33 protein-coding genes are annotated in these 23,893 nt (G+C 38.6%); all 33 read right to left on the reverse strand.

Translation table 11 applies throughout. The features are described from left to right. Window positions 1-27: 27 nt before the first annotated feature. On the reverse strand, window positions 28-189 hold the full coding sequence (locus MKL51_RS05810) for a hypothetical protein (protein ID WP_240296601.1): 162 nt from the start codon (window positions 187-189) through the stop codon (window positions 28-30). 348 nt (window positions 190-537) lie between these two features. Continuing rightward, window positions 538-4,965 carry a tape measure protein gene (locus MKL51_RS05815; RefSeq protein ID WP_270904202.1) on the reverse strand — a complete coding sequence of 1,476 codons (4,428 nt, stop codon included), beginning with the start codon at window positions 4,963-4,965 and terminating at the stop codon, window positions 538-540. 64 nt (window positions 4,966-5,029) lie between these two features. Beyond that, window positions 5,030-5,863, reverse strand: a complete 834-nt coding sequence (locus MKL51_RS05820; protein WP_068543306.1) for a hypothetical protein — start codon at window positions 5,861-5,863, stop codon at window positions 5,030-5,032. A 69-nt stretch (window positions 5,864-5,932) separates the two neighbouring features. After that, window positions 5,933-6,088 carry a hypothetical protein gene (locus MKL51_RS05825; RefSeq protein WP_171257497.1) on the reverse strand — a complete coding sequence of 52 codons (156 nt, stop codon included), beginning with the start codon at window positions 6,086-6,088 and terminating at the stop codon, window positions 5,933-5,935. Between the two features lie 86 nt (window positions 6,089-6,174). Further along, on the reverse strand, window positions 6,175-6,522 hold the full coding sequence (locus MKL51_RS05830; RefSeq protein ID WP_270904203.1) for a hypothetical protein: 348 nt from the start codon (window positions 6,520-6,522) through the stop codon (window positions 6,175-6,177). A gap of 100 nt (window positions 6,523-6,622) precedes the next feature. Continuing rightward, on the reverse strand, window positions 6,623-7,168 hold the full coding sequence (locus MKL51_RS05835; RefSeq protein WP_270904204.1) for a GNAT family N-acetyltransferase: 546 nt from the start codon (window positions 7,166-7,168) through the stop codon (window positions 6,623-6,625). Window positions 7,169-7,179: 11 nt separating this feature from the next. Beyond that, window positions 7,180-7,329: a hypothetical protein gene (locus tag MKL51_RS05840; RefSeq protein ID WP_002052904.1), complete on the reverse strand. Its 150-nt coding sequence runs from the start codon at window positions 7,327-7,329 to the stop codon at window positions 7,180-7,182. 522 nt (window positions 7,330-7,851) lie between these two features. Further along, window positions 7,852-8,361 (reverse strand): hypothetical protein, encoded by a 510-nt coding sequence (locus tag MKL51_RS05845; RefSeq protein WP_270904205.1) that lies wholly within the window; start codon window positions 8,359-8,361, stop codon window positions 7,852-7,854. 69 nt (window positions 8,362-8,430) lie between these two features. After that, a complete protein-coding gene (locus tag MKL51_RS05850) occupies window positions 8,431-9,348 on the reverse strand; it encodes a phage tail tube protein (protein ID WP_270904206.1) in 918 nt (305 codons plus the stop codon). 52 nt (window positions 9,349-9,400) lie between these two features. Beyond that, window positions 9,401-10,744 (reverse strand): pyocin knob domain-containing protein, encoded by a 1,344-nt coding sequence (locus tag MKL51_RS05855; RefSeq protein WP_270904207.1) that lies wholly within the window; start codon window positions 10,742-10,744, stop codon window positions 9,401-9,403. Beyond that, window positions 10,744-11,097: a hypothetical protein gene (locus MKL51_RS05860; RefSeq protein ID WP_270904208.1), complete on the reverse strand. Its 354-nt coding sequence runs from the start codon at window positions 11,095-11,097 to the stop codon at window positions 10,744-10,746. Before MKL51_RS05860 ends, MKL51_RS05855 begins: the two co-directional genes overlap by 1 nt. Before the next feature lie 83 nt (window positions 11,098-11,180). After that, window positions 11,181-11,465 (reverse strand): hypothetical protein, encoded by a 285-nt coding sequence (locus MKL51_RS05865; protein WP_270904209.1) that lies wholly within the window; start codon window positions 11,463-11,465, stop codon window positions 11,181-11,183. Between the two features lie 47 nt (window positions 11,466-11,512). Further along, window positions 11,513-11,911, reverse strand: a complete 399-nt coding sequence (locus MKL51_RS05870) for a hypothetical protein (protein WP_032063787.1) — start codon at window positions 11,909-11,911, stop codon at window positions 11,513-11,515. 1 nt (window position 11,912) lies between these two features. Further along, window positions 11,913-12,281, reverse strand: coding sequence for an HK97 gp10 family phage protein (locus tag MKL51_RS05875; RefSeq protein WP_238615497.1), 369 nt, complete (start codon window positions 12,279-12,281; stop codon window positions 11,913-11,915). Then, window positions 12,253-12,657, reverse strand: coding sequence for a hypothetical protein (locus tag MKL51_RS05880; protein WP_270904210.1), 405 nt, complete (start codon window positions 12,655-12,657; stop codon window positions 12,253-12,255). Before MKL51_RS05880 ends, MKL51_RS05875 begins: the two co-directional genes overlap by 29 nt. Before the next feature lie 49 nt (window positions 12,658-12,706). Then, window positions 12,707-13,417, reverse strand: coding sequence for a hypothetical protein (locus tag MKL51_RS05885; RefSeq protein ID WP_057070150.1), 711 nt, complete (start codon window positions 13,415-13,417; stop codon window positions 12,707-12,709). Window positions 13,418-13,454: 37 nt separating this feature from the next. Next, on the reverse strand, window positions 13,455-13,823 hold the full coding sequence (locus MKL51_RS05890; RefSeq protein ID WP_270904211.1) for a glutamate 5-kinase: 369 nt from the start codon (window positions 13,821-13,823) through the stop codon (window positions 13,455-13,457). Next, window positions 13,823-14,203: a hypothetical protein gene (locus MKL51_RS05895; RefSeq protein WP_270904212.1), complete on the reverse strand. Its 381-nt coding sequence runs from the start codon at window positions 14,201-14,203 to the stop codon at window positions 13,823-13,825. The genes MKL51_RS05890 and MKL51_RS05895 overlap by 1 nt, the downstream gene beginning before the upstream one ends. Before the next feature lie 3 nt (window positions 14,204-14,206). Next, a complete protein-coding gene (locus MKL51_RS05900) occupies window positions 14,207-14,563 on the reverse strand; it encodes a HeH/LEM domain-containing protein (protein WP_270904213.1) in 357 nt (118 codons plus the stop codon). 43 nt (window positions 14,564-14,606) lie between these two features. Beyond that, complete coding sequence (locus MKL51_RS05905) at window positions 14,607-15,557, reverse strand: major capsid protein (protein ID WP_068563275.1); 951 nt, start codon at window positions 15,555-15,557, stop codon at window positions 14,607-14,609. 13 nt (window positions 15,558-15,570) lie between these two features. Beyond that, complete coding sequence (locus MKL51_RS05910) at window positions 15,571-16,362, reverse strand: hypothetical protein (RefSeq protein WP_057070155.1); 792 nt, start codon at window positions 16,360-16,362, stop codon at window positions 15,571-15,573. 88 nt (window positions 16,363-16,450) lie between these two features. Beyond that, a complete protein-coding gene (locus MKL51_RS05915) occupies window positions 16,451-16,765 on the reverse strand; it encodes a Gp49 family protein (protein ID WP_270904214.1) in 315 nt (104 codons plus the stop codon). Window positions 16,766-16,817: 52 nt separating this feature from the next. Beyond that, window positions 16,818-17,033: a hypothetical protein gene (locus tag MKL51_RS05920; protein ID WP_270904215.1), complete on the reverse strand. Its 216-nt coding sequence runs from the start codon at window positions 17,031-17,033 to the stop codon at window positions 16,818-16,820. A 21-nt stretch (window positions 17,034-17,054) separates the two neighbouring features. After that, a complete protein-coding gene (locus MKL51_RS05925) occupies window positions 17,055-17,291 on the reverse strand; it encodes a hypothetical protein (RefSeq protein ID WP_270904216.1) in 237 nt (78 codons plus the stop codon). 100 nt (window positions 17,292-17,391) lie between these two features. Further along, the gene (locus MKL51_RS05930; RefSeq protein WP_333729620.1) at window positions 17,392-17,820 is read right to left on the reverse strand and encodes a hypothetical protein; all 429 of its coding nucleotides are present in this window, start codon (window positions 17,818-17,820) and stop codon (window positions 17,392-17,394) included. An 8-nt stretch (window positions 17,821-17,828) separates the two neighbouring features. Beyond that, window positions 17,829-18,932: a minor capsid protein gene (locus MKL51_RS05935; protein WP_270904218.1), complete on the reverse strand. Its 1,104-nt coding sequence runs from the start codon at window positions 18,930-18,932 to the stop codon at window positions 17,829-17,831. 9 nt (window positions 18,933-18,941) lie between these two features. Continuing rightward, window positions 18,942-20,291 carry a DUF4055 domain-containing protein gene (locus MKL51_RS05940; protein ID WP_270904219.1) on the reverse strand — a complete coding sequence of 450 codons (1,350 nt, stop codon included), beginning with the start codon at window positions 20,289-20,291 and terminating at the stop codon, window positions 18,942-18,944. A gap of 39 nt (window positions 20,292-20,330) precedes the next feature. Next, the gene (locus MKL51_RS05945; protein ID WP_270904220.1) at window positions 20,331-21,623 is read right to left on the reverse strand and encodes a terminase large subunit domain-containing protein; all 1,293 of its coding nucleotides are present in this window, start codon (window positions 21,621-21,623) and stop codon (window positions 20,331-20,333) included. Beyond that, the gene (locus MKL51_RS05950; protein WP_270904221.1) at window positions 21,583-22,098 is read right to left on the reverse strand and encodes a DUF2280 domain-containing protein; all 516 of its coding nucleotides are present in this window, start codon (window positions 22,096-22,098) and stop codon (window positions 21,583-21,585) included. The genes MKL51_RS05945 and MKL51_RS05950 overlap by 41 nt, the downstream gene beginning before the upstream one ends. Window positions 22,099-22,156: 58 nt before the next feature. Then, complete coding sequence (locus tag MKL51_RS05955) at window positions 22,157-22,798, reverse strand: putative metallopeptidase (protein WP_270904222.1); 642 nt, start codon at window positions 22,796-22,798, stop codon at window positions 22,157-22,159. Further along, a complete protein-coding gene (locus MKL51_RS05960) occupies window positions 22,767-23,195 on the reverse strand; it encodes a hypothetical protein (RefSeq protein ID WP_270904223.1) in 429 nt (142 codons plus the stop codon). The genes MKL51_RS05955 and MKL51_RS05960 overlap by 32 nt, the downstream gene beginning before the upstream one ends. 15 nt (window positions 23,196-23,210) lie before the next feature. Then, a complete protein-coding gene (locus tag MKL51_RS05965) occupies window positions 23,211-23,399 on the reverse strand; it encodes a hypothetical protein (protein WP_270904224.1) in 189 nt (62 codons plus the stop codon). Between the two features lie 43 nt (window positions 23,400-23,442). After that, a complete protein-coding gene (locus tag MKL51_RS05970; protein ID WP_270904225.1) occupies window positions 23,443-23,850 on the reverse strand; it encodes a hypothetical protein in 408 nt (135 codons plus the stop codon). Window positions 23,851-23,893: the final 43 nt, after the last annotated feature.

The raw sequence follows: 23,893 nt of genomic DNA on the forward strand, positions 1-23,893 counted from the left end.
AAGGCGGTACCAAAAGATAAAAACTATCTATCCGCAGAATAGCCACGCTAAACCGCCTATTGCACTTATCAAAATTGATATAGCTACAATAAGCACAGCATAGCTTTGTATTTTTCCTGCATAATCAGCACCAGATTCGCTCATTTTTCCATCTACCTTTAACTGTGATTTTGATGTATGATTTGTCATATAGAGATTTCTCCTTAACTTTCGCTGGTTGAGTTGAATTGAAAACCTCAGTGCGCCAACACTGGGGTTTTTGCTTTTTAAGTGCCCTTATTTTTTCATTTCAAAAAAGTGATATTTATTCATTTTTCCTACTTTGGATAACACGGGCATAAAAAAACCACCCGAAGGTGGTCCTTTCATATTATTTGCTGTCAAGAGGATTTAGAAGTAGGTATAGGATTAAGGTGTCAACAGCTCTTCTTCCTTATACTGTTAACTTTAAAATTCATCTCTCCTTATACCTGTGGCTTTAAAAGGCATCTGTTACACTTCATTAATATTTCTCTCCTTATACGTGTACTTCTAAAGCTATCGATTACGTCTTGCAGTTGTATTCTCACTCAAAGAGCGGCTAATTAGAGAGTTTGGATTTTTAATATCCTCGCTTACTAATCGTGGTACCGCTTTTGGAAGTTGCTTATCCAGTTCTTCCTTGACGATGATTCGGACTGTTTTCTCATCCAGTTGTTCAGCTTCAACAGTAGCCCCACTCACATGATTAATCACTTCAATTTTAAAATTGATTGTCGGTGAAATAGGCTCAATTGAAGGCATAAACTCAGCTTGAGGGCGCGGAGATTGACCTGAGGTAAAGTCCTGCACATCTTCAAGATTTGATCGATCCTGAACTAAACCATTTGAAGAGAAGTAAACTTTTCCGTCGTGGAATAGATCAGAACGACCGGAAGCAGTCGGTTTTGAAACAGTTCCTCCAGTAAATCCACCGTTCGCAAAGCCTTTAGTAATAATCTGATTTTCTCGAATAGGTTGATTAAAAATATTCGAAATCGCTTGATTATCATTAAATGCTTTTGAACTGAGGAAAGAACGATTAAAGACATTTTCAACTGAAGTATTGTTAATAGCATGGTTATTGATAAATGCTTCAGGGCCTGAGCTCTTACGCATGTTTTCAACTAACCCAACACCACCCCAACGGCGAATATCTTCTTGCGACCAAACAACCTCACCTTTATGGACAATACCCGCAGCTTCATACTTACCACCAGATCCAGTGTAACCACCGTCCGCAAAACCTTGATCTTTGATTGCCCGGATGTTTGCAATAATGCTGGCTCCTTGTGCAACGGCTCCAGCAATTAAAGGCAAGTTATAAGGGAAACCAGCTTTTGAAGCTGCTGCGATATTTTGCTGAATGGCAATACCTGCAGCTGCAATTGCATAAGCTTTATCTGCCGCAAACATGAGCTTGTATGCTTTAGATTGCTCACCAAACATTGAACCAAACATCGAGGTAACTGAACCCATCATTTGCCCACCAAGAGCAATCTGAGTGTTCAATCGATCTTGCTGATATTTGTCTTCGATATCCTTGGTGTTCTGAGCATACTCACTGTAAATTTGACTTCGTTGCTCTTGAGCAGCTTGAATGATTGCAGTTTTTCGGTCTTCGTAATCCTGTTGCTGAATTAATCCAGCTTCCATTTGTGCATTCAGACTATCTAAACCATTTTGTTCATTAAGATCTGTGGCAGCATATTGACTATCCGCAAGATCATTTGCAGCACCCAAACGGCTAAACCGTTCCTGATCCTGCCTAAAGAACTCACTGGAACCATTCATATCAGCCTGGATACCACCCCAGTTTTGAACAGCATTATTGACTTTGTTTCGCGTCTCTTTATCCTGATTGGCTTTAGAAAACGCGATTAGCTTTTGCCGCTCTTCAATGGAAAGTTTTGTATTCTGTAGAATCTCCTCACGTTCAAGTCTGTACCTCTCCTGCATAGCTTGTGTTTCGGAAAGCAACGTTAACCGAGCTTGAAATAAACGCTGCTCTTGAGCCAATTTTACTAATGCAATCTCTTGTGTTAATTGTTGAGCCAAAATACCAACAGCTTCTTTTCGCTGTTCTTTAGTCAACTCTAGATCATGCTCAGCATCAAACTGCCGTTTGGCAAAACTTTCTTTTAAAAGCTGTTCTTCACTCTTATTAAAGTCACGAAATGAATCAAGCTTGGTTTTTGTTGCCTGCTCAGCAATTGCAATATCATTATCTGCACGCGCTTGCAGCTCCGCTTTAATAGCAGCTTTACGCTCAGGGCTAAAATTAGCTTTATCAACTTCTTCCAGCTTTTTAGAAAGATCATTTCGAATCTTGGTTATCTGGTCTGCAACATCATTTTCTAACTTAAGCCGAAGATTAGCTTGTTCTTCAGCCATTTTAGTGGCTTCTTGAATAAGGCCATCAAAGTCCTTTGAGGAGATATCGCCAGCTGTATAACCATTGATACCTGCCATATATCCCTGATAGTCTTTCCAGTATTGGTTATTATTTTTACCAATACCTTTACCCTTCTGCACGTTTCCTTCACCAGCATGATACGCCCGCACAGCCTTTTCTAGATCTCCTTTAAAGAGTTTTAATAGATAAGACATGTATTTCCCAGCACCTTCGGCAGACTGTGCTAAATCATTGCGGTCTTTTACACCATACTGTTTGGCAGTACCCTCAAGAAACTGAAAACCACCTGTTGCACCCGTTTCCTTATTGTAAGCCCGAGCATTACCTTTAGACTCAATCATATGAATCGCTGACAAGGTACCTGATGGAAGATTATTTTTAGCTTCAATTTCAGCAAAATTATATTTTTCTGCGTTAGCTAGAACTTTGTCATTTACAGTTAAAACTTTTTGCTGATCTCGCAGGGCCTTGTTTTGCTCTTTGGTGGCAGCAGTAGCTTCATCGCGAATTGCAGCAATTTTCAAATGTAATTGCCACTGTTCTTGTAAAACTTGGTTCTGCTCTTTTGTGAGGGTGATATCTGAACCAATTTTATTTGTTTTACGCCATTCTTGAGAAAAATCAGCAAAATCTTTTGCTACCGCTTCGCCAAGAATATTTTTATTACGATTATATGTATTAATCCAATACTGATCATTCAGCATGGATTTATTTGCTTCCTCTCTCAATTTTTTAAGTTTTTGTTCCGCAGTCGTTGCGGCGTTAGCCTCACCTTCAATCGCTTTGGCATGATTTTGATGCTGGACTGCAGCATTTTGCGCTGCATTACCTGCAATTTTAGTTTCTTGCCCTAGCAACTTTAATGATGATTGAGTTGTTTGTGCTGCCACTGAATTTTTTTGAAAAATGTCAGCATTTGTTTTAAATGATTCATAGATTTCTTTATTGATCTTTAAATCATTAAAGCGCTTAACAGCATCATTCATGCTAATGGTGCCATCCTTAGCCTCATTAACTACCTCTACAATTTCTTTGTTCCCTTTATAAAGCTGAGCGATCGCATTTAACTGGATATTGATCTTGCTACTAGACTCAGCAAGAGCTTGATTCTGACGTTCCAAGGAAGCAGACATATCATTAATTGCAGAATCCTTTTCGAGTCCGCGTAAAGCTAACAATTCATCTTTTGCTCTTTTCGCTACTTCAGCTTGCTCCTCTAACTTTTTGTTAGCCTTAGCAGCTTTATCTTGAAAATACATATAGCCTGCTGCTAAAGCTGTAATTCCAATGGTGATTGCACCAATTGGCCCCCCAACTAAACCTAATGCACGGCTTCCAAGTGTAGCAACCCTATTTAAATTTCCTTGTGCTACGGTATATGCAGCAGTCGCTGCGGTTGCCTCTTTTAAAGCGACACTATGAGCAACTTCAGCTGCAGTCTTGCGTTGTACAGCGATTGCACGTGCGTCAGCAGTAATCGCTGCATTATATTCTGCTCGAGCTAATCCTATTTCTGTTAAAGTTAATGCAGCAGATTGTCTTGCTCGCATTGCCTCTACACCAAGTAACTGAACTTGAGATTGCGCTTCTGCCAAATTTGCAGCTCTTTGTTGAGCTGATGCTACTATGCTTGCTTGAATGGCGACAGTTTTTGTTAAAACTGCTTTTGTCATTAAGCCAATTCCAAGAACAAATGCACCATCTACAATTAGATCTAGATTTTCAGCTAGAATTTGTATAGATCCAGCTAAAGACTGAGCAGCACCAGAACCCTGCCCTGTTTCACCGACAAACTTAGTAATACCATTACTTAACATTTCCAAAGACTGAGAAATTGTTTTATTAGTTTTGCCGTAAAGTTGCTCAACACTATCACCAGCTTTTAAAAGTGCTTTAGTAATTACTTCACCAGTAAGTTTTCCATCAAGCATCATTTGGCGGAGTTCACCACGGGTCACTCCTAGACCTTTAGCCATTGCGTTTAAGAGGCCACCCGCTCCATCGACTAGACTGTTAAACTCTTCGGCTCTTAAAACACCACCATCTAAAGCTTGCCCATACTGGAATAAAGCTGCTGCAGCTGATTCAGAATTAGAGCCACTAATAGCAACTGCTTTTGAAGTAATTTCAGTAAGTTTTGCTGTCTGTTCTTGAGTTAAATTTAGTGTCTTAGCATTGGACATATATTTGGAATAGACATCATTCACGGCACTCCAAGAGGATGCTGAACGCTGTGCAATTTCATAAGTATCATTCATTGCCAGATTTAATTCTTCTTGGTTATTAGTAACTAATTTTAATTTGTTATTAATACCAGTGTAGAGATCCATCTTGCTAATGGCTGAACCAATTGTAACAACACCAGCCATGTAACCAGCTAATGAACGAGTAGCTACAGACATGCGATCCATTGACTTTGTGGCAAAGTCACCATTCTTTTCAATACTGTTTAGTTCATTGCCTAGATTTCGTGCATTGCGTTCAGCATTTTGCGAATCAATTACAATGACCAAACGGGATTCTTGTACCATTTCACTTTTCTCCAGGCAATAAAAAACCCGCTTTCGCGGGTTCATAAAAATTTAACTTTGGGGTTTACAATCTTTTAAATCGGCTCAACATTTCCATATAGTTTTGAGTAAAGCCATTTAAGTCAATTTCACCATGAATATCATATTTGTAAGGCCATTCTTGATATCGAATTGATGCCTTCTTCCCTTTTTTTAATTGATTAATGATCAGATTTGTATACATCGGGTTTATAATTCCATTCTGCCCGTAATATGCAACATTATCGTCCACCTTAATTGCACTTTCCGAATGCGGGTAATGGTTCTTTCCTACTCCTATTCCATACTTGCCATTTATTAACATTACCGTTAGCTTGTCTTTAGTCATAAAACAGGTCTTTTTTGAATCTATTGGATCTTTTTTACAACTTATTAACCATATAGAAGATGATGTACTAATTTTTTGGTTCAATAACTTATCTTCATTTTCAGGATTACTGGTTCTGAAGCACCCCCAGTCATTTAACTCAATCTTTCCTGCTCCGTCAGAGGATTTCAAATATCCTTTTTCTTTATTATCAATTTGAACCTCAAAAGTATAATTATTAAAATATGAACCATAGAAATATGTTTGTTTGATTTCTCCTCTTAAAAACTTAACAGGAACATATTTATCTTCAGTATTGTATTTCGCATCTTCATCAGATGTTAAATCTGGATTAGCAAATATTGGATTTGAAACATTACAGCTTTTAGAGTTATACCATGCCGTTTTTCCAACCAAACTACTGATATATTTATTTGCTTCTTCATTTTTTTCTGATTTTTTCTTTTCATTTTGTTCTTGCTTAGTTTCAAAACCTGCATTCACTTGAGATGCAAAGCACAAAGAAGCTATTAAAAGTATAATATTTTTCATTGAATCAACCATTAAAGTGAATAAGTAAAATTTAACAGCTCAGAAAACCAAAAACCACCCGAAGGTGGTCTAATTGTTATTCATGTTTCTATTAATCTCTTTTCCAGCTGAGGTCCCACCTTTTTGTCCTAAGTTAAGTAAATTTAAATCTTTAAAATAATTACTACCCGCAATAAATATTATGACAATTACTGAACCTATTATGAATTTTGTTTGATTTGACACAATTATCACCTTTAAGAAATTAAATCTATTTTGTCGAACACTTGTTGATGCAAGCTATATACTATTAGATTCTTAAGTGACAAAAATCAACCACAATTAACTACAAAAGTTTTTCTGTAGAAGCTAATCACCGCCTCAAAATCTCTTAATAGAATCTCCTCGGTATATTCATGCGGTGAAAGCTTGAGTATAGCTGGCATGTACTGTTTTTTGTAGACAACTGGGTATGTCTTGCACAATATCTCTTGCTTACGTTGAAGTGGCACATTCTGATTATTTAGATCATCAAGCATTTTCCCTATTTGTTGGTCCGCACTCATGAACTGTGCTTCAACTGAAGGAGGTAGCGCTTTATGTTCAGCTTGTTTAGTGCAGCTAACTAAAACCACCAAAGAAATCGATAACCCCAATGTATATAAAAGTTTTACTAACATATTAATTTTCAATATAAATTATTGTTAATATAATATATTTTTAATAACTATATTTCACTATTACTACATTACAGATATTAAAAAACCACCCGAAGGTGGTTTAATCTGCAAATATATCTTTATGCATCAAAATAGTTTCTCGATTTCTTTTTTGCCTTCTTTCGCTAGCTTCATGAAGACTTTCAATAAACCCATTTTTTTCATAAAAACTTATTACTTTAGGTTCATTAATCGCGTCTAGAGTTAAAAACCTTACTGCGAAAAGATGACTATAAACAACCCCTTGAATTAAATCTAAAATAACACTTCCATAACCTTTCCTAGCAAATTTTTTGTCTACCGCAAGTTTGGTGATTTTTACTGCTGGGAAGTAAGTAATTGGAAATTCGCCGTTTAATGCTAATTCTGCTTTTTCACTATTGGTGAGTACAATTTTATCAGCCGATAGACTAAAGTAACCTACCAGTTCACCGTTATGTACAACTAAAGTTGTCTTTGTTAAACCATAACTATGATACTCAAAAGCATCTTCTATCAAAAAATTGTTAAGCTCTTCGCGCTCACATTCAAATTCTTGATAAAGATGCTTTTGATCTGATTCTAGATGTATTAACTCGACCTCAGAAATATCTATCTCTGTGGACAAATTGCTACCTCTTAGTTTCTGTATGCGCTTTTAGCAATTTGAGCTAATTTCTCTAAACGTGTTTTACGAGCTGGAGTGATTTGTTTTTGCGCTTCGTCAATAATTTTTTGAGTTGAAGTTACACCAAAAGTTGGTGTAACCAACATTGCTGGAGCTTTCATAGTGATTCCCAAATACAGGCTGCGATAATATGTACGAAGTTAAAATTCGTTGATAAATATGAACGACTATTAACGTTCGTTATTCGGCCATACTATTTACAATTGACAATTTTGTCAATAAGAAATCTTTACTGAAATGTCAATACTTGACTTCTCCTTTGTAACATCAAATGCAAGATTTTGACTCACTTTATTGATCAATTGCTTAATTGTTTGACGCTATGACCTATTTGGGCTTTGCTACCCTTGGCAATGCCCAAATAGGTCACTTAGCCTTGCTTTTGGCTGAAATATTCTTATGAACTTCTTCAATAAATAAATTGTCTAAAGCAAAAATACAGTCATTAAAAATATGAGCATCAACAGGCAAATCATTATGCTCAGCATAGACATTAATAGCCTGCTGATCTAACGATAGCGGTATACCTTGCTCATATCTCCTAGATCTGCAAATAGTGCTAAATGCTGAAAGAATGGACTGAGCCGCGTAAGAATATTCTGGCGGCTCTGGTACATGCCCACCTAAGAACTTGATTTGTTCGATTTCGTGCGGCGTTTTTGACGCATAGGTTTTTTGGTACTTGTAGAGTTCGATGACTTTCCCAAAATCGTAGCCTTGTCTTTATCTGCGTCTTCCTGGATCTTTTGAGCCTGCTCTTTAATGAATGACCAGATCAAAAGACCAATATCACCAAGGTTAAGCAGCTTAGATGCATTCTCAGGGGTATAAGGTTGTTCGGTTTCAACTGTATCGTCACCTTCAACTTCAGCAAAAACTACGCCCTTCCAATCTTCAATTAAATGAGCTCCAGCCGCATCTAACAAAAGCTCATGGTAAAGCTTACCGTTTTCATCTTTTATCATCACATCATAGCCTTTTGATGAAATTTGATTCCCAGCCTTTTCTAAAGCAACTTGAAAAGGTTTATAGCCAATACCACGGATTTTAAACTCTGCCTGTCCACCTGCAGTTTCAAACGTACACCACTTAGATACTTCTGAGCTTCGTACAATTCCAACTTTTAAAGCCATACCTACCTCGAAAAATTTGAAAATAAAAAAGCCCATGGGATTCCACAGGCATTATTGATTTGAAGTGAATTACACAAGAGCTCGCACAATTGTTGGAGTTGTCCGCACTTGAGCAAAGTTGATATCTAAAGTGATGATGTCATCACCACCACCATCCGGGTGATTGGCTTCCATGACTTCCAATTGCGGGAAGTTGAACGAGTATTTACTTCCCTTGCTGTCTTTAATATCGAAAGTCAAAGTGAATACATCACGGGATTTGATTGCATCGATCCAGCTTGCTGCTGTAGCTGAGAACATGAATGAAGCATTTGCTTCGATATCCATCATCTTTTCAAGATAAAACTCTGGCGTGTATTTGCCAGAACCAATACAGCGGATTGCTTCCAAATTGTTATTTATTGAAAGCGTAAGTGATTGCAAACAAGCTTTACCTTGAATTGACTGACCATTCACAAGTAAGTTCTCAACATTAGGCATGCTGACCAAAGGGCGACTGGATGCAGCAATTGGATTGGTAACCGGATTGACTAGTTGACGGGTAAATGAGCTTCCTACCAGACCAAAGTTCCCTGTAATTTTACCTGTGGTCTGAATCGTGATTTCACCGGTATTCACCTGAACACCACGGTAAATAAAAACCTGACCGATATCTTCAAACACTTTAACCAAGGTAAATGATTTACGTACATTTCCTCCAAAGCTGAGCGCATTGGCTGCCCAGTTATTAAATGCCAATGCACTTAAAAATAGATCAAATGTCCCTACAGACAATTCAAACTCTAACTGACCAGCCACTTCAGCTTCAGTAACCACACCTCCCTGTCGGAAGCGTGAGTCAACAACCTCGCTACTTTCTTCTGTAGATACATTTTCTGATAAGCCATCTGAAACACGGCGAACTGTATACCAGATCGGGTTTGCCGGGGTCGTACCTAATACTGCTTCTTCACATGCATATAATCGAATTTTTGCGCCTGAACTCATTTATAGTTCTCCAAAATTTAGGCAATAAAAAACCCGCTGAAATAGCGGGTCATTAAAGTGTTTCGTCTGTATCCGAGATTTCAGGCGGCTCCACACCATTCATGGCTGCAGCAACTGCCTGAGATAAGTTAGTAGGCTGAAAGTCGATAGGTGTTTCACTTAGAGGCACTTCAGGTACAGGTTCTTCACCAATTTGTTCAGCCTCTTCATATAAACGGATATCAATCCAACGACTAAGAGGAATATCCATCGGATTTTCATGATCGGCAACTACCGCGGCAAGCTCAAAATCAAACTTACGCTTGAAAGTCTTAATTGAAATATCCCCATTTTCTAAAGTTGAGTATTCTACGGCTACTACCGTATTACCATTGGCATCTTTCGGCAGCTCAATGTACCAGCCATCTTGTGCAAAACCTAAAGAACCTTTTATTAAATAATTACCTACATCAATTTTTTCCAATTTGACTGGTTGTTTTTTTGCTTGATCATTTAACTCAATTGAGTCAGCAAACAACTTGATAATGGGTGATGATGATTTGATAAAACCGTTTGCATCTACAGTTGTATTGGCTTGAGTCCAAAACTTAAACCAAGAACTCCATGTACCACCTAATTTGCGACGAATTGAAGGAGAAATTAATTTAGTATCTGAACCATTACCATCAAAAGAAATTTGAGTCTGATAATTAGAACCATCAGATGCAAGATTTAATTGCAATAATGTTTGCCACTGAGAAGTAGTGCCTGAGTTCGTCCACGTTTGCCCTGAATAAATACCACTAGGTAAGTTTACAGTATTTAAATCAATACTATTCGTAGCTTGTAGAGTGTTTAATCCTAGACCAAAGCTATTATAAGTTTTACCTGTACGATAAATATCACCGCCAGCAGAGATATAAAGATTTGCAGCTTCATTTCCAGAGGTGGTTTGATTAAATGTTGGTAAAGAGCGAAGCTTACTATTAAAGATAGTTGTATTTGCTGTCACATTTAAAATGCCCGCTCCCGCATTAGCAGTATCACCGCCCGTAGCAAGCAACCGAACATCGTAATCAGTAGGAGCTCCACATGTGTGAAAATCAATAAAAGTATTGCCTGCTACTGACGTTGAACCCATTTCTATAGCAGTGGCAGAGGAGCTTGCTGATGTACCTAAATCTAAACGTTGTGCTCCCTGACAATTAACAAGAATACCTGTTACTCCGATCACATTTCCATCAGCACTCCCAATATTAGCAGCGGCAGCTGTGCCAGCACCTTGAACTTGAGAAAGTTGCGGATTTAAGTTTGGAATACCCGAAGCGAATGGCAGCATGAATTGCCGCTTACCTTGGGCCGAGTTTAACTGGAACGGTCGATGGTCCCAATTAAATTTAAATACAAGATTTGCCATTATGCTGTTACCCCATCAATCACTTGGAAAGTCAAAGTTTCGGTATGTTGAGTGTTGCCGCTTACTACTGCTTTAATATCCATTTGGCACAAACCAATGGGCCATGCGGTTGTGCTTACTCCCGATTTCACGTTAAGCCAACCTTTCTGTGTGCTCTGGCTTAATGCTGCACAAGTCAAAGTAGCAACCACTACTCCATCGGCTAACGATTTAACTTGCGAAGTAAACGTGTAGCCTGTCAGATCGATAGCACGACGAACATCATCAGGTGGATATTGCAAAGCCTCATCCATATCAACCAGCTGCAAATTCAAGTTGAATGTGTCACCACGCTTAAAACAAAAATTGCTCATAAGTGATTCCTGTAAAAATAAAAAACCACCGATGAGGTGGTAGTGAGTAAAAATGAAAAAAACCGCCTTTCGGCGGTATAGATTTATAAATTGGTTATATAGTTTGTTATCTGATCTTCTACAGCTTTAAGTGTCTGGCTTGGCGTGTCTCCAAGGGAAAGAAACTTTACATGCTCTTTGATGTATTCAAGTGCGCGTGGAGCATGAGTTTCACTTTCATTAATATCAAAGAAACACTCAGATATTTCATCTAATTCATCACAACCTTCACGATCATCTTTGTGTAATGCACCTACCAGCCACCTTCCTCCTGCATACCTCATGTATCCGATATAAAAATTAAAATTGTCAAATGCTGTTGCATTCATTCGTATCACCGTTCATAACCCTTATTGTGCACTCTACTTTGAGTGCTTCAATTCACCGTAAATCCTATGACCACATTGTATTGCACAAAATCAGAGTCCTTACCAACTTTAATCGATTGACCGTTCAAACACTCTAAATCATCAAAAGAGAAATGTTCAAAATGGGCCAATAAAGAATCACCGAGAATCGTTAGTGCTTTTTCTCCTACATGAAGTCGATCAAAACATTGAACCATAATATTGCCGGTGCGACGGTTACAAGGCTTATCTGCTACACCTGAGGTAAAACTCGGGCCGCCTGCAATGGTTAGACTACACCATAAGCCTTCCTTTGGTACATTAAAGCCTGGTGCATTTGGATACTGAATTCTGTCCTGGGCAATACCAGTAAAGCTTTGCATACGATCAATAATAGCTTGCCTTGTCTGCTCTAAAGTCATTGCCATCTTAACCACCGTACTTCTGAGAAATATAAGTAAACGTGGTCTTGTAAATACCTTGCGGTGCTTGATCAGACCAACCATTTTCTAAGCGTTCAGCATAGGGCTGGTTGTTTTGAATATAAATCAAACTACCAAGTTTAAATTTCACAGCTTGAATCGCTGCATCTTGCACGGCGTTTGTTTCAGGTCCACGTACACCATAGTCACCAGATCCAATCGAAACAATATGAGAAGCACGATAAGCGCCAGTATCAACGGGACTTGAAACGACCAAAGACTGAACAGCATCCATTGTAATTTTCTTTACCTTTTCCTCTGCTGTTTTAGCCACATCAAAACTAAATTCAGTTGGCTTTTTCCCCTTCCATCCCATCATTTACCTCGCTTTCTTCATACATTTCAAAAAGGTCTTGAGCGATCGCTTGAATCGAATATGCTTCAAACTCTATACTTGGCTCGCGCTCACTCATTCGCCGTTTTACTATTTGCCAGATATGCACAGCCTCATGTAAAAGCAATCCATAAACTTGTATTTGGTCCTTATCCGCTGTATCTCCAATTTGGACAATTGCATATGCGCCATCTGAATAAGAACTAACCTGAGCATCCGCCCCCATATCTAAAAATTGATCAGCATTGCCCATATCTTCAAATAACAAATCCATATGTATTTGATTTCGAGCAAGCGCATACTGCACATGTTGAAATGGTGATATATGCCATAAAGGTACGTAATCTGTACTTATCATTTAAACTCCTAATTTGTGCCCATTAAAAAACCCACCGAAGTAGGTTTCTTTACATGTTTCTTTTAATCTCATTTCCCAAAGTAACTATCGAAAAATATCTACTTGTTAGTTCGTTATGAATTTCATGAAACTTTAGATATCTATCCATAAAATCATCACGAATATTTTTGATTTCTTCTTCGTGGATTTTTCTACCTATATCGTCTTTTATTAATTTACCTTCTCGATAAGTATTAAATTCCATAATATTTAAATGGTTAAGAGCTACGTTTAGCTTTGCATAATACATCCCAACATTTTTTTTAAAATCTATTACTAACTGATTTTTTTCATCAATTTCAACTAAAAGGATTCCTAAGAGATCCCTATACTCTAATAAAATTAATCTTTCAGAAAAATTTTCAAACTCAATATTACAGTTGATATTTTCTTTAAAAATTCTATTTACGTATTTACCAATTGTCGTTTCAACTTCTTTGAGTATTTTTTTAATTTCATCAATACTATTGAATTGTTCTTTTATGTGATACTCAACCCTCCAGTCGTTAAATAAAACAAATGCAGCAATTGGGGCAAGAAATGCAGCACCTATGGTTAGACTATCTTTTAAAACATCATAAGCAAGTTTTTTATCCAGAAGGTACTGGTGTAGTGGAAATGAACTTAGTATAAAAAAACTGATCAATAAGTAGCCCAATATTCCACCACCAACAAAGTAGCCAACTCTTTTGATTTTATCTTCTAATTTTTTTCTAGCCATATATCCCCCTAATTTAGAAGGATATTAGACCAAGTAATCAAACCTTCCTCAACTGACATTTCCAAATAGTTGCAGCGGGATCCTGTTGAATGTGTTTGACACGAAAAGTACCTAAAGGTGTAACCCACTCATCTTCCATAATGGGCACCATTGTCACTTCATTTTGAAGCACGGTCGCTTTCTTATCTGTGGCCAGCACTCCAAGGGTTTGGATTTCATATTGTTTGTAAGAGCCAAAAAGAACACCACGACCAGTATAGTTTTCTTTAACTTCAACATGAGTTTCTGTCTTAGGATCCCAATTCGTTTTAGAAATCCGCTCACATGTAAAAGAATGAACGGTGTCCTCCAGATCTTCATTAAATGCTTCGGCAATTTCTGCCTGAATTTCGTCACGTAAGCCCATTAGATTTTCCTGACAAAAAATACAGCTTTTCGTTTGCTGTAAGGCTTAATCAAATCAAGAATATATTGCTCAGTCGCACTCAGTTTTACTGATCCGTCCTGGTATTCCTTTTCAGTTTCTACCGTATCTGCCTTCACTTTCTTGCGCTTTAATGCCTGTTCTTGGCCTTGATATAGTTCACCCTTCATGATGCCCTTTATGACTTCAAATGAAGCTGATTTAAGGGCTTTGGGTACTATGGTTGTGTCTTCATAAGGCTTAACATTACGCGCTAACAAGTAAGCTTCTGACTTTTCGAGATAGTCAGCTTTATCACTGGCAGATAAAGCATCAAAGCCTGCAACACGTTCAATTGCTTCTTGTTCAGTGATAAAGCTCATGGATCATTCCTTTGGAAGTAATGCTAATAGTTCGTCTTTTTTAGTACCCGGTTCAAATGCAATACCTTTTTCAGTTAATACAGTACGAAGCTCATCGACTTTAAGTCCTGCATAGTTAATTGGTTGCACCTGGTCATCACCAGCGTTTTGGTTGTCTTGAGCTTGCTGATTTTCGCCATCTGGCGTTTGTTTTCCTTCACCCAATTCAAGCTCAGCAATACGGGCTTTCATTGCTTCAGGATTATTCTGGAATGCAATAAACTCACCTTTCAATGTTGCTAGTTGATCTTCTAACTCATTTATTTTAGCTTCAGTCATTTGTTGTCTTTCCCGTGCACGGTTAAATGATGAAAGTCCCATGGAAGGATCTCCAAAAAATAAGGCGGTGTTACCCGCCTTTTAGTTATTTGATTTTGTGTTTAAAAGCCACGATACGGATCTGTTTAGGATCGTAAACACGCTCCCAGTTGGTGCCAGTTGCAAGCCCAGAATTTTTAGGTGCAATTCCATTTGGTCCTGCCCATTTAACACCACGTGGATGCAGCACAAAGTGACGGCGGTTAATCAAGATATCTACACCAGCAAGACTATCGCGATCAGTTTCAACCGCATTTGGCGCACCAATATCTTGGAAGCCGACAGCACCTTGACCAAATAGGAAGGAAGTAAATACATCACCATCCACAGGCATGCCATCATCAACAATCACACGGCGATCCATAAAGGTTTTGTAGAGCAAAACCCCATCAGCATCACGCACGGTTTCAATCAACCCCTGCTTAGATAAAGCTGACATAGTGAATGAATGCATTGAAATCGCCGTTAATTTATCGACCGCATCGCCAAGCTTATATGACGCATCAACAAAAGAGTGACCATCAATAACCGCTGCGGCCCCTACGCCAGCTGAAATATCATGTACGTTACTTGCCATACTTGCAGCACCAAAAACACCTTTGAGGGTATTCACGGTAAACCCTTGGAACTCACGCGCCCAATAATCCGCTACTAGATCACCAACCGCTCCGAGTGGATCGTCACCAGATAAGGCCTTTGCTAGATCATTAGCCCCCCATGCCTTACCACGAGCATGAAGAATTGCAATATCTTGACCCGATGTGATGTTATTTACAGATAAAGGGGTTTGATCTGAGAGAACTTCCGATTCACCACTTAAATCGTTCCAAAAAGGAATATTTACAGTAGTACCGCCCTTAGTTCCGAAAGCGACTTCTTCATCAAGATCCCCAACAATGCCAGACTGCCATAAGGCAGATTTCTCAGCGGTTTTGTTTAAAACATACGGAGTGAATAACTCAGGTACGATTACATCAGCAATTTTGGTATCACCCATTAGGCTTTACTCCTTAAAGTTTAATATTGTGTTTTGCAGCTAGTTCTTTAGCTAACTGCGGATTTTCATTTCGTAATTGCGCCAATTTGGTTAAATTCACTGAACCATCCGGTTTAAGAATGTCGACCTGACCTTTTGAATTGTTACTACCTGGTGCACCCATACCATTTGGTTTAGGCCAGTAGTAAGGCTTTTGCTCACGTAGAGATTCAACCCACTCTTTTGGCGATAATGCTGTCTGGCCATCTTTGCCAATAATCACTTCGCCGTTTTCGTCAACAGCAACAGCTTTGCCGTTTTCATCTAATGCAAACTTTGATTTAGCTAAAAATGCAATGTCACCTGTAGCTTCAGGTAATGCTTCAAGCTCTACAGCTGCTTGAACGATCTGCCCCTGAATTACAGATTCCTTAAACTTATTTGCATAAGCTTCGGCTTTGTCAGCTCGATCTTTTTCAGCTTTAAGTACTTTTTCATGTTCTTCACGCATCTTCTCGGTACGTTTCTGAATCACTTCGGTAATTTTGCCTTCAGCGATTAGCTTAGCTTCTTCATCTTGATCAATCTGAGAAAAGACCTTTTTAACGATTTCGGGATCAATCCCTTCAAACTGTTTTTGAAGTTTCTGAAGTTCTTGTTTTGCAGTCTTAGCAGCATCACGCTCGCTTTGAAGTGCAGTTTTCAAGCCCTTAGGATCTTCATAGCCGTCTAAATCGAGACGAAACTTCCCGTTTTCCTCAACATATAGAGCGCGGTGCTCTTCTTTGATTGCATCAAGTGAATCAACAATAAATGGCAATGACATGTTCAAACCTCTCGTTTGATTGGGGTAAAGCCTTATCTCAAGGCATTAAAAAAGCGCCCCGAAGGACGCTTTAATTCAAGTTAATAATTTAAAAGTTCGAAGCAAACAAACGGTAGCCTTCAAGCTCCCATAATTTGTTTTCTGCATTCTTTTCCGCGTTTCCGCGAGCCATACGTTCACCAATTTCAGCATCAAAGTTTTCAGCATTCACACATGCACTAAAACCCATTGCTAGAAAAAACTTTCCATCTAAAAATGCATGGACAAAAGTAGATGTAGTGCCGCCGGGGCGTTGCTCAACCGTATATGTAACACGCTCCATCAATGAATCAATTTGCGCTTTAGTTACTCGGGGTGCCACAGACTTTTCAGCTAATTCTTGCTCTGTTACATCTTTGATCATTTTCTTCTCACAAAAAAAGCACCCTAAGGTGCTATTGAATTAATAAATTGGGTTAATTTGAAATTGAGGTTTTAACTGTCACACCAGTTAGAAAGTGTTTTTCTAAACCACCCAAGCATGTGGCACTAGAAAAATTCGCATAAACATCTTGCACATTCACGCCTGTATCTTTTTCAAATTTACTGATCAATTCAGCAATATGGCTTGTTAGTGTTCTTTCTAACTCTTCTTTTCTCTTTACATATTCAGCAACAGATATTTCTGACATTTTTACCACCTTTCGCTACGTTTACTTTTTATTCCAAACATCTGATCTAGGTTCATCACCAACTAAGCGGATGCCTTGAGGACCACCTACATCAAATGTTGCCGTGATAGTCGCTGGACCCTCAAAAACACTACAATTCATTTTTACAGAAGTTAATCCAGCTAATGGAATACCTGTTTCCTCGTCACAAAGAACAAGATGAGAAGATTTATCTGAAACTCTTTTAAGTACTAAATGTCTAACTTTTGATTCACTCATAAGCCCAACTCCATAAATGACAAAAGCGCCGTTTGAGGCGCTTATATAAAGGTAAAATTGTGTCTTAAATGAGTTTAGTCTTGCTTGTCATTGGCAATTATTACTCACAGTTAAATCCAGTTCCAACAAGGTCTTTTTTCAAATTTGAAACGAGAGTTTGTTGTTCCTGCTGTTGTCCACTAAGATAATTTTTATCTAGAGTCTCTGCACCATCAATAGATTTATAAAGCTCTTTAGATTCCTCTAAATTGTCTTTTAAAAACGTGGTGAGGTTTAGTTTCGCCTGGGCAGCTCTACATAAATTATTTTTAGCTTCTAAATCTTGAGTAGCCTGTTTTACTTGACCAGTTGTAGGATCAAAAGAATATGCATTTGCCATTGCTGACTCCAAAGCTTCAGACAATCGATCATATTCTTTAAGATATTTTTGACTTGGTTCAGCTAAACAAGTGATGGAAATTAGGGTTAGACCTACAAAAGCTATTGTTTTCATATTGTATAAATTCTGATGTTTTAAAAAAAATAACATAAGAAAAATTACAGACCCAACTTTTTAAAAGCTTTTTCATCCAACTTTCTCAAATCATCTAAGCTATATAAACGGCCTTCAGGATCAAAGAACTGTTCAAAATCAAATTTCCCTTCCTTATAGAGCTTGTAGCGCTTTGGTCCTAACCATTCTCTTTGAAAGAAATCATCTGTCTTCTTAAAGAACTCTCTAAACGTAGTATTGGCATCTAGCTGCCCTATTAATTGGCTTCGCTCATCTTTCGGGATGTCCTTTACTTTGCGCTCATCCATTACAAATGGACGCTCCCCTGGAAGCTTCCCATCTTTCTCAACTGGTACCAAAATACTGCGGCAATGAGGATGCAACGGCGGTACACGTTTAGCGGGGTCGTTTATTTCCCAAACAGATCCATCAAGAGATGCACAAAGTTTTGATGTTCTACCATCCAACGTTGCGACAAGCTTTACGTATTCAAAGCCGATCTGGTTAAAGCTATTCAGATAAGCTTGATTAGCCACGTGGCTACGTAAAGTTCTAACAGTCCGATCAATATCAGACTTAGTGCTAGTTAATAGACCATCCTCAAAATTAAGACGCTTGATACCACGAATACGCTGAACAATTTGCTGATTCGTTTTACCTGAACTAATCCCATCGCGAATCGCATATTCAACCTTTTGACGAGCACTGTCAGCCAACTTTGTTAAAAGATCGTCGACCAAGGCCCCGCCTACTAAAGGGACTTTTTTAGCAGACTTATAAAGCTTGTCTCCATTGGGCTGTTTAATCTTTCCGCCGTATAGTTTTGCCGTGTAGTTGGCCTCATATACCGCTAATGCTGTAGCAGAAACCGCGAATGCTTCAGGTAGTGAAGTATTAATTGCCGTAAACCACTGAGAAATTAAATCCCGAATCTCTTTGAGGCTTGTAGTTGTGTATTGGCCACTAGCAAGTGCCACCTTTTCAGAATCATTTAACTCATCCAACAAATCTCGAAGCTTTGCCAGCATCAAGGCTGACTCAGCATTAAAGATTGTTAATAATTCATTAACTGATTGAGAAGAAGTTCGATATAAATATGCTTGATGTTGTGTAAGTACTTCGATCAAGGTTTTATCTTTTGAAGTCATGTCTCACCTCTACAACGGCATACTCTCGCGCTCACTTTCAACACGCTTCAGCTCTTCCTTAAAATCATGAGCTGGTAACTTACCAGTAGCGATATATTCCCAATACGTCTGGAACGAATTCTTTCCAGAAATGGCACCTTCATAAAGCTGCTTAGCCAGATTGATATCGTATTTCTGGACAATAAACTCAGGCTCTACTGTGAATGCATTTTTTGAAGGATCAAGCTTTAGCCATTGAGCAGCATATTTAATAGCTTGTTCAATGGCTGCTGCTGCACACATCACAATACTATGTAAGCTTGCATGCTGATCATCCTGACGGGCACGGCGTGCTTCACCTGATTCTTGAGTGTTCGTGTCGACAACTTTAGCTCCAGCTTCAAGAGCAGCATTCTTCTGTGAATCCATTTCCTGCTTGGTTAACTCAATTCCATTACCTGAAATTTCTAAATAACCGCATTGTGATTCCTTTGGTAAACTCCAGACAGCCATAACGCCTGTAACACTAATATCATCATCATCTTCATCCCCGTCTAAACCATTAATCCAAGGTTGTGGATGTGCTGTGTGATGAAGTGATTGGAAATAGTCCGCGCTTAGCTGGTAATGCTTCAGTGCTGCTTTAGCCATAGTTAAAAGAGGGACTGTGCCAACATCGGGCGAATTATCAGTGGCACCGCAGAATACAAACGGCGTGAACGATAGCTGATTACCGCCCAATGTAGGCGTTTTATCTTCTTCAGTTGATCCATCAAACAAGCGAACTACTAAGGCCCCGTCAATCATGGATAAAACACGATGAACCGTTTTAGTATCATGACCAAACTCATCTTCACTGTTATCAAATTGCTCCTCGAGCACTAACAGCTTCAGATCCTTACGACCACCGATACTGTTTTCTTTCCAATTGATGATAGATAAAGCATCATATAATGCAAAATAAGGAACACTTTTATCATCGACATCTACCATCAATCCGCAGCGGCCAAATACTAATAGCTCCAGACAAATACGAATGAAAAGCTGTTTTAATCCAAACCCATCATTGGTTGCGTTATCAATCAGTCCTTTTAGCAAAGAGCTTTCAATCACAATATTCGGCTCTAACTTTGAAACCAAACCAATCATCGTACGTAATGAATCTTGAACCCATAAAGGATACTGAGCACGGCTTAGATAAGCTTTATAAATCTCTCCAGTCGTATCACCCTGCTTTTCAGCTTCGATCATCCCTGCCGATTTAGAGAGGTATTTGGTCTGTGCCTGTTTGATCTGCTCTTCGCCAGCTACGGCATCACGCATAATTAACCAGGCAATTTGCGCAGCAATATACTGCGGATGTTTATCAGTAACTGCCATAAAAACACCAATAAAAAAGCACCTAAAAAGGTGCGTTGTTTAACGAGAAAAACCAGCGATTGTGCGCCGTTTAAATACTTTCTGAATGATGATCGGAAAACGCTTAGCTAAAGGATAGCCGCCAGCATCCCCCACGTGGTCCAAACCAGCACTTTTATCTGGCATGCCGAAGCTGTCATATACTTGTTGTTCTAGAGTGGCCGTAAAGTTAGGACATTTGTTTGTATTCACTTTTAAGTGTCTTTCACCATCTGCATTTAGGATCTGTGCATTAACCGCATTGATGCGGTCTTTAATGCTTGGGTTTACCCCATTCACTTCAACCTTAAAACCATTTTTCTTTAAAATTGCATGATCAGATTCACTGAAGTTCTTTGATGAGGTCGCTTGACCTGAAGCATCAGGTACCACCGTAATATCATGAAAAGGAAAACGCTCTATAATCAACTGACACATGGTAGGCGTATCTCTCACTCCTACCAATTCATCCAAAGCTCTAGGCTTCCCTTCACGGATGACATAAACAACCGCAGCCATCTTTAGTACGTTGAAATCCATTCCAATGAGTAAAGGTTCGCCCTGGTTAATTTCCTCATCCGTATGATTTAGAACTCGGTCAAAGTCTGGATAAACAGCACCACTCGTTAAGTTGACAAACTTACCATCTAGATAAGCAGAAATCAGTTGAGGTGGATAAGACTCAAAAAGAGAAGAAATATAATCATCAGGAAGATTAGCTTCATTGTCATAGGTTGAAGCTTGAATCATTCCATAGAGCTTTCGCTTAGCCTCTGATTTATTTGCCTCTTTGACAAATTGCTCATAAGTAAATTTAAAACCTTCTGGAGTGGTGGCCACATCAATGCCATTGACCAATCCAGCTTGCTTGTAGCGCATACGTGCAATGATCTTACGCCATGCTTGCTGGGCTTTAAGCTTAGCCATGACATCTAGCTCATCAATCAAGGCATGACCAATTTTAAAACCGACAATAGAGTCTGGAATATCCATCGATCGACAAATAATTGTAGTCCTATATTGCCGACCATAATAAATATCGACCTCCTTATTAGATTGATAGACTTTAGTTTTTAAACCCCAATCAAATGCCACCTCATCAATAGTGGGGTAAAAGATATCCCGTATTTGTGCATAGGTCGGTGCAAAATAACCTAAAGGTACTTTAGGAAACTCCCAAGACTTATTACAGAGGCTTGAGCTACCTACCCAAGTTTTACCAGAGCCAAATCCCGCTACAAATGCACGGAATTTATTTTCCATCTGCAAAAAATTAGCCTGAGGTACATTCAGCGTCGGATTGATGTTCGGCATCTTTTTTACTCGCATCTACAACTTGAATGGTAACTTTTACTGGTGTCGGATCATCATCACCTTCGCCTTCTCTCATCTTCTCAATCTCAAGTTGTTTCAACTCAACATTTAAAAGCATTAAGTCGTGGCCCTGCATTTCTTCCCGAACCTGCTTAATCACACCTTGTTTCATTAATCTGTTGTTTTTCCAGCCTTCATAAATATTCTGGAGTTCTTTCAAACGATAGGCTTTGTTTGCAAGAGGAATGTCATAAATATTCTTTTGAAAATCCGCCCTGGTCTTATTAAACAAAGTAGTAAGTTTCTTACTTAAGTTTTTCCCTGCTGGCTTTGTTGGATCATATGCAGCGACTTGTTGCCTTAGAATTTCGACTCCAAATTCTTGTTTTACAGCATCTGCAACCTGTTGAGGGGTATCAAAGCAAGCAAGAGACTGAACTATAAAGATTTTTATAGGCTCTTTAAGTGTTGCCATAATTGCCCCTTCGTAAAACTACGTAAAACAAAATAGGCAAAAAAAAGAGCCTTAAGGCTCAGTTGATTACGCAGTTTCCGCAGCATTTTGAAATATCTAAATTTGAAACAAACGGCGGATTCTTCGCAGCCTCAACAAGACGTTTAACACTCTGGCTTGCTCCCCACCGTTTAGTTACACCAATAAATTCTTCAACGTCATGACCAGCTAAAAAATGTTTAGGTAGCCCCGTATTGTCGCTATAAAGGATCTCACCATCTTCGTCTTTCATAACGCCAATGTGATACAACTCGTGCTCAATCAAATAGCAGAATTCTGTATCATTAGCACGCTCGCAAAAAGAAGCATCGACTGTAATTAAGTATGTTGGAACAGCTCCGAACCAATCGTGCATCTGTTGCTCTTGTCTAGCTTTACGCCAGCCACCAACATTGAACATGACTTTTTCGCACTGGCCTAAAACCATAGCTTGTTTGCTTTTATAAGCAGAAGAAGCCCAAGCAAATGCCAAGAACTCTTCATTATCATGAAGCAACTCAGCAATATGATCATGATCCGGGTTATGAAGAGGTCCACCAATCGTTAAGTAATTAGCCACAACCCATTTCTTTAGGTCTGGTGCTGGAATTATGCGGATTGCTTCTTCTTCTTCAGCTTGGTCAATAAAATCAGTTGGTGGGAATGGTCTGATCTGTTCCATCTTCAATTCTCGCTAATTCGCTTTTAATCCAGTTAATTGCATAACCTGATTCAATTTGGTGAGGTTCAAGACGCTCAAATTCATAACCTCGGTCTAGAGCTAGATCATATTTATTAAATGAATTTGCTATCTTTGTGCCACCGCGACCAACTGCCCAAGGACTGCCAGCAATTTCTATAATAAGATTCAACTTCACAATATAAAAATCGAACCGCCAATTTTTAGTTGATTCAAATTGAAATTTTCTTCGGTATCCAATTAGATGCTCTTCTAATTCTTGAAATAATGTTACTTCAGCTTCGAGATATTTCTCTTTAGCCTTGGGCAATGGTCTACTTTTAGGTTTTGTTTTAGGTTCTTTTTTTCTTGTGAGCCAAAAGTATTCTTTATCGTCCATGTCTATAGCTCCTTGTTAGAAGCCCTCTGGCTTATTGTTGAGTCGCGCATTCAATTTTTGCTGTTTTGCTGCGGCCAAAAAAAATCGCTCATCTAATTGAGCGATCTCTTCTTGAGTTAGGTCTTGCGTAGTGCAACAACCTGTGTGATTTAGCTCTGTTTGGAGCTGTCTAACCTCAAGCATGATTTTTTGAAATTCTGTCATACATTCTCCAAAAATGAAAAAACCACCGTAAGGGTGGCTATATTTAAAACTTTAATTTCTTATGCTCTTCATGCCTTTTATAAGCTTTGATTGCTTCTGAAGGAATTTGAAAGTTTTGGAATGAACGATCATTAATGATTCTTCGAGCATTTTGTGCTTCTGGTCGATTCACTACTGTTAGTTTTTTAATTATTACGGGATAGTTTGAACCATCATAATCTCTTAAGGCTTTTGCCATATCATCATGGTCACAATATAAGACTTCTTCTTGCATGTCATTTGCTGGGATCATTTCACATCCTGCAATATCATTTGGAACGCCATTAATTGATTGCGGTGAGTTTAACAACTCTTCCCATGTATGAAAGTTTACGAATACCAGTTCAGGATCTTTTTCATATTTATTTAAATATTCTTCTCTTAATTGATAGATTTTTGATGAAATATTCATTTTTATATCCTTAAATAATTTCACTAACTATATCAATAAAAAA

It is taken from the genome of Acinetobacter sp. AOR18_HL, assembly GCF_027855145.1.
Lineage (GTDB): Bacteria > Pseudomonadota > Gammaproteobacteria > Pseudomonadales > Moraxellaceae > Acinetobacter > Acinetobacter pittii.

What these genes read in the sequence shown, in the direction of transcription:
- MKL51_RS05945 (WP_270904220.1), bottom strand. Translation starts at nt 21,623, where the DNA reads ATGCCGAACATCAATCCGACGCTGAATGTACCTCAGGCTAATTTTTTG.
- MKL51_RS05940 (WP_270904219.1), bottom strand. Translation starts at nt 20,291, where the DNA reads ATGGCAGTTACTGATAAACATCCGCAGTATATTGCTGCGCAAATTGCC.
- MKL51_RS05840 (WP_002052904.1), bottom strand. Translation starts at nt 7,329, where the DNA reads ATGAAAGCTCCAGCAATGTTGGTTACACCAACTTTTGGTGTAACTTCA.
- MKL51_RS05820 (WP_068543306.1), bottom strand. Translation starts at nt 5,863, where the DNA reads ATGAAAAATATTATACTTTTAATAGCTTCTTTGTGCTTTGCATCTCAA.
- MKL51_RS05920 (WP_270904215.1), bottom strand. Translation starts at nt 17,033, where the DNA reads ATGTCAGAAATATCTGTTGCTGAATATGTAAAGAGAAAAGAAGAGTTA.
- MKL51_RS05965 (WP_270904224.1), bottom strand. Translation starts at nt 23,399, where the DNA reads ATGACAGAATTTCAAAAAATCATGCTTGAGGTTAGACAGCTCCAAACA.
- MKL51_RS05915 (WP_270904214.1), bottom strand. Translation starts at nt 16,765, where the DNA reads ATGATCAAAGATGTAACAGAGCAAGAATTAGCTGAAAAGTCTGTGGCA.
- MKL51_RS05935 (WP_270904218.1), bottom strand. Translation starts at nt 18,932, where the DNA reads ATGACTTCAAAAGATAAAACCTTGATCGAAGTACTTACACAACATCAA.
- MKL51_RS05860 (WP_270904208.1), bottom strand. Translation starts at nt 11,097, where the DNA reads ATGAGCAATTTTTGTTTTAAGCGTGGTGACACATTCAACTTGAATTTG.
- MKL51_RS05845 (WP_270904205.1), bottom strand. Translation starts at nt 8,361, where the DNA reads ATGGCTTTAAAAGTTGGAATTGTACGAAGCTCAGAAGTATCTAAGTGG.
- MKL51_RS05885 (WP_057070150.1), bottom strand. Translation starts at nt 13,417, where the DNA reads ATGGCTAGAAAAAAATTAGAAGATAAAATCAAAAGAGTTGGCTACTTT.
- MKL51_RS05870 (WP_032063787.1), bottom strand. Translation starts at nt 11,911, where the DNA reads ATGGCAATGACTTTAGAGCAGACAAGGCAAGCTATTATTGATCGTATG.
- MKL51_RS05855 (WP_270904207.1), bottom strand. Translation starts at nt 10,744, where the DNA reads ATGGCAAATCTTGTATTTAAATTTAATTGGGACCATCGACCGTTCCAG.
- MKL51_RS05930 (WP_333729620.1), bottom strand. Translation starts at nt 17,820, where the DNA reads ATGTTATTTTTTTTAAAACATCAGAATTTATACAATATGAAAACAATA.
- MKL51_RS05830 (WP_270904203.1), bottom strand. Translation starts at nt 6,522, where the DNA reads ATGTTAGTAAAACTTTTATATACATTGGGGTTATCGATTTCTTTGGTG.
- MKL51_RS05955 (WP_270904222.1), bottom strand. Translation starts at nt 22,798, where the DNA reads ATGGAACAGATCAGACCATTCCCACCAACTGATTTTATTGACCAAGCT.
- MKL51_RS05925 (WP_270904216.1), bottom strand. Translation starts at nt 17,291, where the DNA reads ATGAGTGAATCAAAAGTTAGACATTTAGTACTTAAAAGAGTTTCAGAT.
- MKL51_RS05905 (WP_068563275.1), bottom strand. Translation starts at nt 15,557, where the DNA reads ATGGGTGATACCAAAATTGCTGATGTAATCGTACCTGAGTTATTCACT.
- MKL51_RS05900 (WP_270904213.1), bottom strand. Translation starts at nt 14,563, where the DNA reads ATGGGACTTTCATCATTTAACCGTGCACGGGAAAGACAACAAATGACT.
- MKL51_RS05865 (WP_270904209.1), bottom strand. Translation starts at nt 11,465, where the DNA reads ATGAATGCAACAGCATTTGACAATTTTAATTTTTATATCGGATACATG.
- MKL51_RS05950 (WP_270904221.1), bottom strand. Translation starts at nt 22,098, where the DNA reads ATGGCAACACTTAAAGAGCCTATAAAAATCTTTATAGTTCAGTCTCTT.
- MKL51_RS05850 (WP_270904206.1), bottom strand. Translation starts at nt 9,348, where the DNA reads ATGAGTTCAGGCGCAAAAATTCGATTATATGCATGTGAAGAAGCAGTA.
- MKL51_RS05815 (WP_270904202.1), bottom strand. Translation starts at nt 4,965, where the DNA reads ATGGTACAAGAATCCCGTTTGGTCATTGTAATTGATTCGCAAAATGCT.
- MKL51_RS05810 (WP_240296601.1), bottom strand. Translation starts at nt 189, where the DNA reads ATGACAAATCATACATCAAAATCACAGTTAAAGGTAGATGGAAAAATG.
- MKL51_RS05895 (WP_270904212.1), bottom strand. Translation starts at nt 14,203, where the DNA reads ATGAGCTTTATCACTGAACAAGAAGCAATTGAACGTGTTGCAGGCTTT.
- MKL51_RS05960 (WP_270904223.1), bottom strand. Translation starts at nt 23,195, where the DNA reads ATGGACGATAAAGAATACTTTTGGCTCACAAGAAAAAAAGAACCTAAA.
- MKL51_RS05875 (WP_238615497.1), bottom strand. Translation starts at nt 12,281, where the DNA reads ATGGGATGGAAGGGGAAAAAGCCAACTGAATTTAGTTTTGATGTGGCT.
- MKL51_RS05910 (WP_057070155.1), bottom strand. Translation starts at nt 16,362, where the DNA reads ATGTCATTGCCATTTATTGTTGATTCACTTGATGCAATCAAAGAAGAG.
- MKL51_RS05880 (WP_270904210.1), bottom strand. Translation starts at nt 12,657, where the DNA reads ATGATAAGTACAGATTACGTACCTTTATGGCATATATCACCATTTCAA.
- MKL51_RS05970 (WP_270904225.1), bottom strand. Translation starts at nt 23,850, where the DNA reads ATGAATATTTCATCAAAAATCTATCAATTAAGAGAAGAATATTTAAAT.
- MKL51_RS05890 (WP_270904211.1), bottom strand. Translation starts at nt 13,823, where the DNA reads ATGGGCTTACGTGACGAAATTCAGGCAGAAATTGCCGAAGCATTTAAT.